Here is a 14,152-nt window from a genome sequence, read left to right as displayed (position 1 = left end):
GACTCAGATATCAGTAAAAGACATGATTTTGTCGTCACGATAAAGTCCGGAGCAAAAAAAAGGCCAGCACAGGAGGTGCTGGCCTTTCATCAGAAAAGAAATTATTCCACTTCGCGAGCGTCGATACGCAGCTCTTTCGGCACTTCGAAGACGATATTCTCTTCGCGTCCTTCCAGCGGAACCGCTTCGCCCCCGCCCAGCTCCTGCAGACGAGCAATCACGTTCTGCACCAGGATATCCGGCGCGGAAGCGCCTGCGGTAACGCCAACGCAGGCCGCATTTTTCACCCACGCTTCCTGGATGTCCGTCGCGTCGTCGATTAAAAACGCCGCTTTCCCCATACGCTGCGCCAGTTCGGCCAGACGGTTGGAGTTAGAGGAGTTTTTAGAGCCGACAACCAGCACCACGTCCGCCTGTTCAGCCAGCGCGCGCACCGCTTCCTGACGGTTAGTGGTGGCGTAGCAGATATCATCCTTACGCGGCCCGACGATTTTCGGGAAGCGCTGGCGCAGGGCGTCAATCACGTCTGAGGTGTCGTCTACGGAGAGCGTGGTCTGGGTCATAAACGACAGATGCGCTTCGTTTTTCACGTTCAGCGTCAGAACATCTTCCGGCGACTCCACCAGGTACATTCCCCCTTCCGGGTTGCTGTACTGGCCCATGGTGCCTTCAACTTCCGGGTGACCGGCGTGACCAATCAGAATCGACTCTTCACCGCGACGGCTGGCGCGCGCCACTTCCATATGCACTTTTGTCACTAATGGACAGGTGGCATCGAATACGGTCAGATCGCGGCTTTTCGCTTCGTTACGGACCGCCTGAGAGACGCCGTGCGCGGAGAAGATCAGGATCGCACCGTCCGGCACTTCGCTGATCTGCTCGATGAAAATAGCACCGCGCTCGCGCAGGCTGTCGACCACGTAGCGGTTATGCACCACTTCATGACGCACGTAAATCGGCGCGCCGTAAATCTCCAGCGCGTTTTCAACAATGCTGATAGCGCGGTCTACACCGGCGCAGAAGCCGCGCGGGTTAGCCAACAGGATCTGCATTTCAGGCCTCCAGTGCCGGATCGATCTCCAGCACTTCAACATCAAAATGAACGGTACGCCCGGCAAGCGGATGGTTGAAGTCAACGGTGATCGAGTCGCCGTTAATCTCGCGGATCACGCCAGGCATTTCGCTGCCGTCCATAGCGGTAAAGAGCATAATCGCCCCGATTTCCGGTTCGCCAGCGTCCATAAACTCGCGGCGCGAGAAATACTGAATCAGGTCCGGGCTTGGCACGCCAAACGCGGCATCCGGCTCCAGCGAGAACGCTTTTTTCTCACCCTCTTTCAGGCCCAGGAGCTGCTGCTCAAGACCTTCAGACAGGGAGGTATCGCCGAGACGAAACAGGGCAGGTTTGCCGTTATTGCGGGTGGATTCAGCCGTGGAGCCGTCATCCAGCTTCAGCGTGAAGTGAACGAGAACCGCGCTGTTGCTCTGTACGGATTTAGACATACACATTGCTCTTTAATGTTGTGCCGGGTGGCGCAGCGCATCACCCGGCATTGACAATTACGCCTGCTCTTTCGCTGCGGGTTTAGGCAAGAAGCCTTCCAGCACGATTAACGCCGCACCGATGCAGATGGCGGTGTCGGCCAGGTTAAAGGTCGCGAAGTGCCAGTCGCCGACGTAGAAGTCGATCATATCGACCACAAAGCCGTGCCACAGGCGGTCAAACAGGTTGCCCAGCGCGCCGCCAATGATCAGCGCGTAGGCGATGTTATTCAGCTTTTGCGTGGCTTTCGAGCGGTACATCAGCACAGCCAGTACCACGCAGATACCGAGAGCGATACCCGCGAAGAACCAGCGCTGCCAGCCACCGCTGTCGGCAAGGAAGCTAAACGCCGCGCCGTAGTTGCGCGCATAGTGCAGGTTAAGCGACGGGAACAGCGAAACCGTCTCCCCCAGAGCGAAATTCTGGAGGATCAGGAACTTGCTGCCCAGATCGATAATCAGCACCACCACCACCAGCCACAGCCAGCGCAGTCCTGTTGAACAGAGAGTTTTACTCATCAGGCAAACTTACGTTTTTCGCCGTCACCGGCGACGTTGCTTACACAGCGTCCGCAGATGTCTGCGTGTTCCGCCACCTGGCCGATATCGGTAGTGTAATGCCAGCAGCGCGGGCACTTCTCACCTTCGGCTTTGCTCAGTGCGACTTTCAGGCCTTTGAGCAACTCGCTCTGCTGAGCATCAGCAGAAGCCTCGGCATAATCCGCAACTTTTGCACCGGAGGTCAACAGGACAAATCGTAATTCATCGCCCAGCGCGGTCAGCTTCGCCGCCAGCTCCGGTTCGGCGTACAGGGTCACTGCCGCTTCCAGAGAGCCACCGACTTTCTTATCCGCACGCGCCTGCTCGATAACCTTGTTCACTTCGCCACGCACTTTCAGCAGCTCGTCCCAGAAGGCATCGTTCATTGCTTCGGTGCTGGAGAGATCGAACAGACCTTCATACCACTCGCCGGTGAAGACATACTTCTCACGGTCGCCCGGCAGATAACCCCAGATTTCATCCGCGGTGAAGGACATGATCGGCGCCATCCAGCGCACCAGCGCTTCTGCGATGTGGAACAGCGCGGACTGGCAGCTACGGCGCGCCACGCTGTCCGCTTTCGCGGTGTACTGGCGATCTTTGATAATGTCGAGGTAGAACGAGCCCATCTCGATGGAGCAGAAGCGCATCAGGCGCTGCACCACTTCGTGGAAGTCGTAAGACTCATATGCCTTAACGATGTCTTCCTGCGCCGCTTTCGCGCAGCCTACCGCCCAGCGGTCCAGCACGACCATCTCTTCCGGTTTCACCATATCTTTCACTGGATCGAACCCGTTCAGGTTCGCCAGCAGGAAGCGCGCGGTGTTACGGATACGACGATAGCTGTCGGCAGCACGCTTCAGGATCTCGTCAGACACCGCCATTTCGCCAGTGTAGTCGGTTGAGGCTACCCACAGACGCAGGATGTCCGCGCCCAGCTTGTTCATCACGTCCTGCGGCGAAACGGTGTTGCCGATAGATTTAGACATCTTACGGCCCTGACCATCCACGGTGAAGCCGTGGGTCAGTACCTGACGGTAAGGCGCTTTACCTTTCATCGCGGTGGAGATCATCAGAGATGACATGAACCAGCCGCGGTGTTGGTCGGAACCTTCCAGATACATGTCGGCAGCGTGACCGGCAAACTCCGGGCGCACGTCAACTACGGAGGCGTGAGTAGATCCGGAGTCGAACCACACGTCCAGGGTGTCTGGCACTTTCTCATAGTTGTCCGCGTCCGCGCCCAGGATGTCGCGGGCGTCGAGATCCCACCACGCCTGAATGCCGTCAACTTCGACGCGCTTCGCCACTTCTTCCATCAGTTCCAGGGTGTTCGGGTGCAGCTCATGCGTCTCTTTATGCACGAACAGCGACATTGGCACGCCCCAGGTACGCTGACGAGAGATACACCAGTCAGGACGGTTAGCCACCATGGATTCGATACGCGCCTGGCCCCAGTCCGGGATCCACTGCACGCCTTTGATCTCTTTCAGAGACTGCTCGCGCAGGCCTTTCTGATCCATGCTGACGAACCACTGCGGGGTCGCACGGAAGATGATCGGCGTCTTGTGGCGCCAGCAGCACGGATAGCTGTGCTGCATTTTCTCAACGTGAAGCAGCGCGCCGCTGGTGCGCAGCATGTCAACGATGATGTCGTTGGCTTTGAAGACGTTGATACCATCCAGCGCCGGATAGGTGCCAGGCAGGTAAGACCCGTCCGGGCCTACCGGGTTGGCAATTTCCAGGCCGTATTTCAGGCTGATGTTGTAGTCGTCAGGACCGTGGCCACCGGCGGTATGTACCGCACCGGTACCCGCGTCCAGCGTGACGTGGTCGCCCAGGATCGCCGGAACGTCGAAGTCCAGGAACGGGTGTTTGAAGCGCATCAGCTCCAGCGCGTCGCCTTTTACGGTGCCCAGCACGGTGTAGTCGGTGATATTCGCGCGTTTCAGCACGCTTTCAACCAGATCTTTCGCCAGGATAACCGCGCGGCCATCAATCTGGACCAGCGCATATTCGAACTCGCCGGAAAGAGAGATTGCACGGTTGGCTGGCAGCGTCCACGGGGTAGTGGTCCAGATCACCAGAGAGATCGGGCCGCTAACGCCAGGCAGACCGAATTTACCTTTAATGGCATCCTGATCGACCGCTTCGAAGGCCACGTCGATAGAAGGTGAAGTTTTGTCGTAATATTCCACTTCCGCTTCTGCCAGCGCAGAACGGCAGTCCACGCACCAGTGCACAGGCTTGGCGCCTTTATGCAGGTGACCGTTACCGATGATTTTGCCCAGCGCACGGATGATGTTGGCTTCGGTTTTGAAGTCCATGGTCAGGTACGGGTGCGACCAGTCGCCCAGCACGCCCAGACGGATAAAGTCAGCGCGCTGGCCTTCAACCTGGGTGGCCGCGTATTCGCGGCACTTCGCGCGGAACTCTGCAGCGGTGAACTTCTCACCTGGCTTGCCAAACTCTTGCTCCACTTTCAGCTCGATCGGCAGACCGTGGCAGTCCCAGCCCGGCACGTAAGGCGAGTCAAATCCCGCGAGTCCTTTGGACTTCACGATAATATCTTTCAGAATCTTGTTTACTGAGTGACCAATATGAATGCTGCCATTCGCATATGGAGGGCCATCATGCAGAATGAAGGTTTTTTTGCCTTTTTTGGCTGCACGAATGATGCCGTACAGGTCATCATCGGTCCAACGCGCCAGCATTCCCGGTTCACGCTTGGCGAGATCGCCGCGCATCGGGAACCCTGTTTCCGGCAAATTCAGGGTTGATTTATAGTCACTCATCAGATTCTCGGTTCCGTATTTATCACGTAGGCAGTTAAGCCGGTTCTAAAGCCCAAAAAACTCGCGGGCCGTTAATTCATCTCGCGCGATTTGCGCCTTAAGTTCATCCAGCGAAGCAAATCGCTGCTCGTTGCGTATTTTTTTACGCAGTATTACATCTATATGGCGACCATAAAGGTCCATTACAACGTCCAGCAGGTGCACTTCTAGCTGTTGACGCACACCGGCAACGGTAGGACGCGTGCCAATGTTGGCAACGCCGTAAAACGACTTATCGCCCAGTCCTGCCACTTCCACCGCATAGACCCCTTTAACCGGGGAAACCTGACGACGCAGCGGTATATTCGCCGTCGGGAAACCAATCGTGCGGCCCAGCGCATCGCCATGAACCACGCGGCCAGAGATGGTGAACGGATGGCCCAGCAAATTTTCTGCCGTCTCCAGTTCATCATTAGCCAGCGCCTGACGCACCGCCGTGCTGCTGACGCGCACGCCGCCTTCACAGAAGGTCATCGCGCTGGTGACGTCAAAACCGTACTCCAGACCAGCCTTCTGTAATAGCAAGAAATCGCCCTGACGACCAGCGCCAAAGCGGAAATCATCCCCCACGGCGAGAAACTGAACGCCAAGACGCTTAACCAGCAGGTCGCTGACAAAATTTTGTGCTGTCAGTGCGGCAAAGCGGCGATCGAAACGCACACACAATACGTAGTCCACGCCGGACTCCGCCAGGTAGCGCAACTTTTCGCGCAGGCGAGTGAGGCGAGCGGGAGATTTATCGCCCGCGAACAGCTCCAGCGGCTGTGGCTCGAAAATCATCACCACAACGGGCAGGCCACGGGCCTCCCCTTCTTTACGCAATCCCTGCAACAGCGCCTGATGACCACGATGCACGCCGTCGAAATTACCAATGGTCAGCACGCACCCGTGTGGCGCTCTGCTGAGATTATGTATGCCGCGTATCAGCTTCATGTCTGGCTCAAAACAGTGAAAATCGCCAAAGTATACCTTGTACAGCGGTTAAGGTTAACCGGCGATTGTTCGCGCAAAACAGAAAGCCGTAATGATTTCATCAGGCTGACCTTTCACAGCGAAAAAATCTGCCCGTGAACTGCGATTTTTACGCCGAAAGGCTGTATTCACGAAAGACAAGCTGGTAGAATCCTGCGCCATCACTACGTAACGTAGCGTCGCTAATTAACGGCGCTTATTTGCACAAATCCATTGACAAAAGAAGGCAAAGAGGGCATATTCCTCGGCCTTTGAATTGTCCACATAGAACATATTTGGGAGTTGGACTTGGCTAATATCAAATCAGCTAAGAAACGTGCCGTTCAGTCTGAAAAGGCTCGTAAGCACAACGCAAGCCGTCGCTCTATGATGCGTACTTTCATCAAGAAAGTATACGCAGCAATCGAAGCTGGCGACAAAGCTGCAGCGCAGAACGCATTTAACGAAATGCAACCAATCGTGGATCGTCAGGCTGCTAAAGGTCTGATCCACAAAAACAAAGCAGCGCGTCATAAAGCAAACCTGACCGCGCAGATCAACAAACTGGCTTAATCGCTACTTGTTGTTGCTTGTTTAAAGAACCCGCTTAACGCGGGTTTTTTTATGTCTTCAGAATGCCGGTGGCGTAAACAGCGCCGAGTAGTCACGGTTGCAGATTCGCTGCACCGCCGGGTGTTGAATCATCCTTTCGGCGAATATGGCGTGGTACTCCTCCATCACGTTATCTACTCTGCCAATCTCCGTAATCTTATCGTCTGAATAGAGATCGTGCGCGTAGAGCGTTGGCGCCACGAAGATCGCATTATGCGCTTCGCCAAAGGCCTTCATCAGCGCCGCATCGTCGAACTCACCGAGAATCTCCACGTTCAGCCCCTGCGAATTAAACCAGTTCAGCAGCTTGCGTCCCAGCATGGAACGCCTTCCCGGCACCAGCAGGCGACGCTCTTCCAGACAGGCCGGGAAAGGTTTCTCCGGCGGTGGATTGATGCACCAGAAGCTCACGCCGCATTCGCCAATTTTCACCGAGAACAGCCCCTCCTGCTGCGTGGAGTCGATGGGGCAATCCGAGATAATCATGTCCAGCTTGTGCTGGCTCAGCTGCTCCAGCAGCATCTCGTGGGTGGATTCAAAGCAGCGCAGATGGATTTGTTCATCCTCTACCACGGCGGCATCCAGCACGCCGCTTACCAGCCGTTTGGACAGTGCATCCGCCACCCCCACGTCAAAGAGCAGGTTCGACTCTTTGCGGTAGTTGACGATATCCAGCATCTCCTGGCTGAGGGTGAACATTTTGTCCGCATAGCGGAAAACCAGTTCCCCCAGTTCGCTGGGTTCAATCCCACGGCCCTTGCGCTTGAAGAGCTTACCCTGCAGCCGTTCTTCAAGGGCTTTGATTTGCCCGGTGATGGTTTGCGGCGTCAGGTAAAGCGCCTCTGCAGCCCCCACGACCGAGCCCTGTTTGTAAACGTGCCAGAAGTAGTAAAGATGGTTGTAATTCAAATGAGGCATCGCGTCTTCGCTCCCTGAGTGTGTATCGGGAGAAGAGTGACCTTCCCCCGGTGTTCCGTTATGCCTGGACGGCCTGTCCGGACAACTTCACCTTCAACAAAGTATACCCAATCACTGCCGCCAGTAATGACCCGATGAGAATGCCGAGCTTCGCCCAGACGATGAGCTCTGGCGCGTTTGCACCAAACGCCAGCGTCGAGATAAAGATCGACATGGTGAATCCAATACCGCACAGTATGCCGACGGCCATGATCTGACTAAAGGTTGTACCGTTCGGCAACGATGCCAGCTTCATCTTCAACGCCAGCCAGCAGAAGAGGCTGATCCCCAGCGGCTTACCGATAAACAGCCCGGCAATAATGCCCAGCGGCAGGACAGACGTCAGCCCGTCCAGCGTGACCCCCTGCAGGGAAACGCCCGCGTTGGCAAACGCAAACAGCGGCAGGATCATAAAGGCGACCCACGGGTGCAGCACGTGTTCCAACTGTTTAGCGGGTGACTTACCGTCCTGCGGCTTAAGCGGCACGAAGAAGCCCACAATCACGCCGGCCAGCGTGGCGTGCACGCCGGATTTCAGCACTGCCGTCCACAGCACCATCCCCACCAGGATATAGATACCGATGCGGCGAACGTTGAAGATGTTCAGCACCGCCAACACCGCAATCGCCCCTGCGGCTACGCTCAGGGACAGGATCGACAGATCGCTGGTGTAGAACAGCGCGATAATCACAATGGCGCCCAGGTCATCAATGATCGCCAGCGCCATCAGGAAGATTTTCAGCGCAACCGGCACGCGGCTGCCGAGCAGAGCTAAGACACCGAGCGCAAAGGCGATATCCGTTGCGGCCGGGATCGCCCAGCCGTCACGCGCAACAGGATCCTGCCAGGTAAATGCGAGAAAGAGCAGCGCTGGAACGACCATCCCACCGAGCGCGGCAATAACCGGGAACGCCGCACGCTGGCGGCTGGCTAGCGAACCTAGCACCAGCTCGCGCTTAACCTCAAGACCAACGAGCAGGAAGAACACCGCCATTAGCGCATCGTTGATCCACAGCAGCATGTTCTTGTTAATTTCCAGCGCCCCGACCTTCAGCTCGACGGGCGTTTCCAGAAATGCGTGATAGAGATCGCGGGTCATGCCCAGGTTAGCCAGCACCATCGCGGCGGCCGCGGCAATAATCAGGATCACACCACCGGACGCCTCACTGCTAAAGAAACGGTGTAGTAATTTCATTTATGTTCTCTCTTTTACAACGATACCTCGATAAAACCATAATACCAAGCCGAATACCTCGGCAAAAACAGATTAATATTGGGTATAGACTCAGTTTTACCGATCTATAACTGTAAAAAAAAGCCCGGAATCGCTTCCGGGCTTTTTGAAGTTAGACACAGCTAACGAATTAGCGGGTCAAATCATCGAAGAATTTTTTGACGCCATCAAAGAAGCTTTTGGAGCGCGGGCTGTTTTTCTCACCCGTTGGGCCGCCAAAGCTCTCCTGAAGCTCTTTCAACAGCTGTTTCTGCTTGTCGTTCAGGCCAACCGGCGTTTCCACGACGACGCGGCACAGCAGGTCGCCCTGCGCACCACCGCGAACGGATTTCACGCCTTTGCCGCGCATGCGGAACAGCTTGCCGGTCTGGGTTTCACCAGGGATTTTCAGATTGACGCGACCGTCCAGCGTCGGCACTTCGATTTCACCGCCGAGAGCCGCCATCGCGAAGTTGATCGGCACTTCACAGTACAGGTTATTGCCTTCACGCTCGAAGATGGCGTGCTGCTTCACCTGAACCTGAACGTACAGATCGCCTGCCGGCGCGCCGTGCTCGCCTGCTTCGCCCTCACCCGCCAGACGGATGCGGTCGCCCGTATCAACGCCAGCCGGGATCTTAACGGACAGGGTTTTGGTTTTCTCAACGCGACCGTGGCCGTGACACTTGGTGCACGGATCTTTAATCAGCGTACCGCGACCGTGACAGTGCGGACAGGCCTGCTGTACCGCGAAGAAGCCCTGGCGCATCTGTACCTGGCCGGAGCCATGACAGGTTGGACAGGTCTGTGGCTGGGTACCCGCTTTCGCGCCGCTGCCGTGGCAAACGTCACACTCTTCCAGCGTCGGGATACGGATCTCTTTCGTGACGCCACGAACGGCCTCTTCAAGAGTGAGATCCATGTTGTAGCGCAGGTCTGCGCCGCGCGCTGCGCGCTGACGACCACGACCGCCGCCGAAGATATCGCCGAACACGTCACCAAAGATGTCGCTGAAATCCGCACCGCCGCCAAAGCCGCCGCCACCGAATCCACCGCCGCCCATGCCGCCCTGTTCAAAGGCCGCGTGGCCGTACTGGTCATAGGCCGCACGTTTTTGTGCATCGGTCAGGACTTCGTAGGCTTCTTTGATCTCTTTAAATTTTGCTTCAGCCTCTTTGTCACCCTGGTTACGGTCCGGGTGGAATTTCATGGCCAGGCGCTTATACGCCTTTTTGATTTCACGCTCTTCCGCAGTTTTCGGAACGCCTAAAATCTCGTAATAGTCTTGCTTTGCCATTGGTTTTTTTAAGCCCCTTAACATGCGAGCACGGGCGTGGAGAGTTCTCCTACGCCCGTGCCGATTAATTACCCTGCATCAGGGCGATTATTTTTTGTCTTTAACTTCTTCGAACTCAGCGTCGACAACGTCGTCGTCTTTCGCGTTGTTCGCAGAAGCGTCAGCGCCTGCCTGCTGCTGTGCGTGCTGCTGCTGAGCGATTTCCATCAGCTTCTGGGAAGCCTGTGCCAGCTCCTGCATCTTCGCTTCGATATCCGCTTTGTCTTCGCCTTTCAGAGACGTTTCCAGCGCGGTCAGTGCAGCTTCGATAGCAGTTTTGTCTTCCGCTGGCAGTTTATCGCCCGCTTCTTCAACCTGCTTACGGGTGCTGTGCAGCAGATGGTCACCCTGGTTACGGGTCTGAACCAGCTCTTCGAACTTACGGTCGGATTCCGCGTTAGCTTCGGCATCGCGAACCATTTTTTCGATTTCCGCTTCATTCAGGCCAGAAGATGCCTTGATGGTGATCTTCTGCTCTTTACCGCTGTTTTTGTCTTTCGCAGACACGTGCAGGATACCGTCAGCATCGATGTCGAAGGTAACTTCGATTTGCGGCATACCGCGCGGTGCCGGGTTAATGCCGTCCAGGTTAAACTGACCCAGAGACTTGTTATCAGACGCACGCTTACGCTCACCCTGCAGCACATGGATGGTTACCGCAGACTGGTTGTCTTCAGCGGTAGAGAACACCTGGCTGTGCTTGGTTGGGATGGTGGTGTTTTTGTTGATGAGCGCAGTCATCACACCGCCCATAGTTTCGATACCCAGAGACAGCGGGGTAACGTCCAGCAACAGTACGTCTTTCACTTCACCGGTCAATACACCACCCTGAACCGCAGCACCGATAGCTACCGCTTCGTCCGGGTTCACGTCTTTACGTGGCTCTTTACCAAAGAATTCAGCCACTTTCTTCTGAACCATTGGCATACGGGTCTGACCACCCACCAGGATAACGTCCTGGATGTCAGGTACGGACAGGCCAGCATCCTGCAGTGCAACTTTCAGCGGCTCGATAGAACGGTTCACCAGGTCTTCTACCAGGCTTTCCAGTTTCGCACGGGTCACTTTGATGTTCATGTGTTTAGGACCGGTCGCGTCTGCGGTGATGTACGGCAGGTTCACGTCGGTCTGCTGAGCAGAAGACAGTTCGATCTTCGCTTTCTCAGCGGCTTCTTTCAGGCGCTGCATCGCCAGCGGGTCGTTACGCAGGTCAATGCCCTGATCTTTCTTGAACTCGTCAACGAGGTAGTTGATCAGACGGGTATCGAAGTCTTCACCACCCAGGTGGGTATCACCGTTGGTTGCCAGAACTTCGAAGGTTTTTTCGCCGTCAACTTCGTCGATTTCGATAATAGAGATATCGAAGGTACCACCACCCAAGTCGTAAACCGCGATAGTACGGTTGCCGACTTCTTTATCCAGACCGTAAGCCAGTGCAGCCGCGGTTGGTTCGTTGATGATACGTTTTACTTCCAAACCTGCGATACGGCCAGCATCTTTGGTTGCCTGACGCTGAGCATCGTTGAAGTAGGCAGGTACGGTGATAACAGCTTCAGTTACCGGCTCACCCAGGTAATCTTCAGCGGTTTTCTTCATTTTTTTCAGCACTTCAGCAGAGATCTGCGGTGGTGCCGTTTTGGTGCCTTTCACATCAAGCCACGCATCGCCGTTATCTGCTGCGATGATTTTGTAAGGCATGATAGAAACGTCACGCTGAACTTCTTCGTCCTGGAAGCGGCGGCCAATCAGGCGTTTGATCGCAAACAGGGTGTTTTGCGGGTTTGTCACTGCCTGACGTTTAGCCGGCTGACCAACCAGAGTTTCACCATCCTGGGTATAAGCAATGATAGAAGGCGTGGTGCGATCGCCCTCGGCGTTCTCCAGCACGCGTGCAGTAGTGCCGTCCATAATCGCTACACAAGAGTTGGTAGTACCCAGGTCGATACCAATAATTTTACCCATCTAAACGTCTCCACTAAAAAATCAGTCAACATGTGGTTGTGTACCTGTAATAAGGGCAGAACGTGCTTTTTCAACTGCCCAGATTTGATTTTTTTCAGGTCCACACACTGCGGTTGACTACAAGATGGGGTCGCGACGGCATCCATCAAGGGGCAAGCATAAAAAAAATTTTAATTTCACCCTGATGAGATCATAGACGGCGTCGATGCCGCCCATTATGATGCCGCGCCCCGTCAGGGAGTATTGACGCGGGTTTAACCATTTCACCATTTTAATGATGATTTTTTTTGAGGACTTATGGGCAACACTAAGTTGGCTAATCCGGCTCCGCTGGGCCTGATGGGTTTTGGCATGACCACCATTCTGCTGAACCTGCACAACATCGGGATGTTCCCGATGGACGGCGTAATCCTGGCGATGGGCATTTTTTACGGCGGTATCGCGCAAATCTTCGCGGGCCTGCTGGAATATAAGAAAGGCAACACCTTCGGCTTAACCGCCTTCACCTCTTACGGCTCGTTCTGGCTGACCCTGGTCGCCATCCTGCTGATGCCTAAAATGGGCCTGGCAGACGCGGCAAACGCCCACTTCCTGGGCGTCTATCTGGGCCTGTGGGGCGTCTTTACCCTGTTCATGTTCTTCGGCACCCTGAAAGGCAACCGCGCGCTGCAGTTCGTCTTCCTGAGCCTGACCGTACTGTTCGCCCTGCTGGCGATTGGCCACCTGGCGGATAACGAAGGCATCGTTCACGTAGCAGGCTGGATTGGCCTGGTGTGCGGCGCAAGCGCTATCTACCTGGCAATGGGTGAAGTGCTGAACGAACAGTTTGACCGCACCATTTTACCTATTGGTGAAAAACACTGATCCCTCTGTCGTGCCCGCCTCGCGGGCACGATATTCTCCCGCCTGACGAAGCCAAACGCCTAATCCCAGCCCCATCAGCGAGAGCGCGAGTACATACCAGGCAGGCGCCATCGGCGACACCCCCATCATGACCGTGACCACTATCGGCGTCAGCCCGCCGAAAATGGCATACGCGACGTTATAAGAGAACGATATCCCGGTGAAGCGAACCTCCGGCGGAAAAGCGCGCACCATGACGTAAGGCACTGCCCCCACGACGCCCACGCACAGTCCGACCACGCCGTACAGCAGGAACAGCTGTTCAGGATGGCTGCCCGCAAGATGGTAGAACGCCCAGCTCGACGCGGCCAGCAGCAGGCTGCCGACAATAAAGGTCAGGCTGGCACCGAAACGATCCGCCGCCAGCCCGGCGGCCAGACAGCCAAAGCAGAGCATGATTGTCGCAATACTGTTTGCCTGTAAGGTCACGGCAGGGGCGAAACCGTACTGTTTCTGCAGCCACACCGGCGACATCAAAATCACCACCACGATGCCCGCCGACAGCAGCCAGGTGAGCAGCATCGACACCACCACCGCTTTTTTATGACGCACTACAACGGCTTTGACCGGCAACTCCTGCGCCAGCGCTTTACGCTGCTGCATTTCGAGGAAAATCGGCGTCTCCTGCAGCCAGCGGCGCAGGTACATTGCCACCAGGCCAAACGCCCCGCCCAGCAGGAACGGAATACGCCAGCCCCAGTCGTGCACGGCCTGCTGCGTCATGCTGGTGTTGACTATCGTCGCCACTACCGACCCCAACAGGATCCCGACGGTCAGCCCCGCCGTTAACGTTCCGCAGGCGATCCCGATGCGGCGGGCAGGAACGTGCTCCGCCACAAACACCCAGGCCCCCGGCACTTCCCCGCCGATGGCCGCGCCCTGAAGAATGCGCATCAGCAGCAGCAATAGCGGGGCGAGAATGCCCATGGAGGCATAGGTGGGCAGCAGCCCGATCGCCAGCGTCGGCACCGCCATCAGCAGGATGCTCAGGGTAAACATCTTCTTACGCCCGACAAGATCGCCAAAGTGGGCCATGACGATGCCGCCCAGCGGACGTGCCAGATACCCGGCAGCAAAGATGCCGAAGGTTTGCACCTGACGCAGCCATTCTGGAATATCCGCCGGGAAGAAGAGCGCCCCCACCACGGCGGCGAAGAAGACAAAGATGATGAAGTCGTAAAACTCCAGCGCGCCACCTAAGGCGGCGAGCGTAAGCGTTTTGTAGTCCTGTCGATTCAGAGGTCGGGTGTTATGTGACATAGCGAACCATTGTGCATGTGTTGTGGATTATTTTTTACAGCA

Annotated in this window: 12 protein-coding genes and 1 pseudogene; 2 read left to right on the top strand and 11 right to left on the bottom strand. The window is 56.0% G+C overall.

The genetic code is table 11. The features are described from left to right. Window positions 1-101: 101 nt before the first annotated feature. The 6 genes and pseudogenes from ispH to IM303_RS22265 all read right to left on the bottom strand — a co-directional run bounded on the left by ispH (window position 102) and on the right by IM303_RS22265 (window position 6,075). Window positions 102-1,052 carry a 4-hydroxy-3-methylbut-2-enyl diphosphate reductase gene (gene ispH, locus IM303_RS12365; protein WP_048999027.1) on the bottom strand — a complete coding sequence of 317 codons (951 nt, stop codon included), beginning with the start codon at window positions 1,050-1,052 and terminating at the stop codon, window positions 102-104. Between the two features lies 1 nt (window position 1,053). Further along, on the bottom strand, window positions 1,054-1,503 hold the full coding sequence (gene fkpB / locus IM303_RS12360) for an FKBP-type peptidyl-prolyl cis-trans isomerase (protein WP_003856450.1): 450 nt from the start codon (window positions 1,501-1,503) through the stop codon (window positions 1,054-1,056). Between the two features lie 57 nt (window positions 1,504-1,560). Next, window positions 1,561-2,061: a signal peptidase II gene (gene lspA / locus IM303_RS12355; protein ID WP_028015470.1), complete on the bottom strand. Its 501-nt coding sequence runs from the start codon at window positions 2,059-2,061 to the stop codon at window positions 1,561-1,563. Further along, window positions 2,061-4,877, bottom strand: coding sequence for an isoleucine--tRNA ligase (gene ileS / locus IM303_RS12350; RefSeq protein WP_048999026.1), 2,817 nt, complete (start codon window positions 4,875-4,877; stop codon window positions 2,061-2,063). The genes lspA and ileS overlap by 1 nt, the downstream gene beginning before the upstream one ends. Window positions 4,878-4,922: 45 nt before the next feature. Continuing rightward, the gene (ribF, locus tag IM303_RS12345) at window positions 4,923-5,849 is read right to left on the bottom strand and encodes a bifunctional riboflavin kinase/FAD synthetase (protein WP_028015468.1); all 927 of its coding nucleotides are present in this window, start codon (window positions 5,847-5,849) and stop codon (window positions 4,923-4,925) included. A gap of 7 nt (window positions 5,850-5,856) precedes the next feature. Then, window positions 5,857-6,075: pseudogene (locus IM303_RS22265) on the bottom strand (DUF2575 domain-containing protein). Between the two features lie 101 nt (window positions 6,076-6,176). Here IM303_RS22265 and rpsT point away from each other — a divergent pair. Continuing rightward, on the top strand, window positions 6,177-6,440 hold the full coding sequence (gene rpsT, locus IM303_RS12340) for a 30S ribosomal protein S20 (protein WP_003856458.1): 264 nt from the start codon (window positions 6,177-6,179) through the stop codon (window positions 6,438-6,440). 57 nt (window positions 6,441-6,497) lie between these two features. On the opposite strand, the gene nhaR is transcribed toward rpsT, so the two are convergent. The 4 genes from nhaR to dnaK all read right to left on the bottom strand — a co-directional run bounded on the left by nhaR (window position 6,498) and on the right by dnaK (window position 11,947). Then, window positions 6,498-7,397, bottom strand: a complete 900-nt coding sequence (gene nhaR / locus IM303_RS12335; protein WP_028015467.1) for a transcriptional activator NhaR — start codon at window positions 7,395-7,397, stop codon at window positions 6,498-6,500. A gap of 58 nt (window positions 7,398-7,455) precedes the next feature. Beyond that, entirely contained in the window at window positions 7,456-8,631 is a 1,176-nt protein-coding gene (nhaA, locus tag IM303_RS12330; RefSeq protein ID WP_041911268.1) for a Na+/H+ antiporter NhaA, read from the bottom strand. A 169-nt stretch (window positions 8,632-8,800) separates the two neighbouring features. Continuing rightward, on the bottom strand, window positions 8,801-9,946 hold the full coding sequence (dnaJ, locus tag IM303_RS12325; protein ID WP_008502040.1) for a molecular chaperone DnaJ: 1,146 nt from the start codon (window positions 9,944-9,946) through the stop codon (window positions 8,801-8,803). Between the two features lie 87 nt (window positions 9,947-10,033). After that, window positions 10,034-11,947 (bottom strand): molecular chaperone DnaK, encoded by a 1,914-nt coding sequence (gene dnaK, locus IM303_RS12320; RefSeq protein ID WP_193359988.1) that lies wholly within the window; start codon window positions 11,945-11,947, stop codon window positions 10,034-10,036. A 297-nt stretch (window positions 11,948-12,244) separates the two neighbouring features. Here dnaK and satP point away from each other — a divergent pair, with 297 nt between their 5' ends. Continuing rightward, complete coding sequence (gene satP / locus IM303_RS12315; RefSeq protein WP_041911269.1) at window positions 12,245-12,811, top strand: acetate uptake transporter; 567 nt, start codon at window positions 12,245-12,247, stop codon at window positions 12,809-12,811. Here the strand turns inward: satP and IM303_RS12310 are convergent. Next, on the bottom strand, window positions 12,788-14,110 hold the full coding sequence (locus IM303_RS12310) for an MFS transporter (protein ID WP_028015463.1): 1,323 nt from the start codon (window positions 14,108-14,110) through the stop codon (window positions 12,788-12,790). The two genes, satP and IM303_RS12310, sit on opposite strands and share 24 nt — an antisense overlap. Window positions 14,111-14,152 lie beyond the last annotated feature (42 nt).

The organism is Enterobacter cloacae complex sp. P38RS (assembly GCF_014930775.1).
In the GTDB taxonomy this organism is placed as follows: Bacteria; Pseudomonadota; Gammaproteobacteria; order Enterobacterales; family Enterobacteriaceae; genus Enterobacter; species Enterobacter bugandensis.
This window is presented reverse-complemented; position numbering and strand designations above follow the sequence as displayed.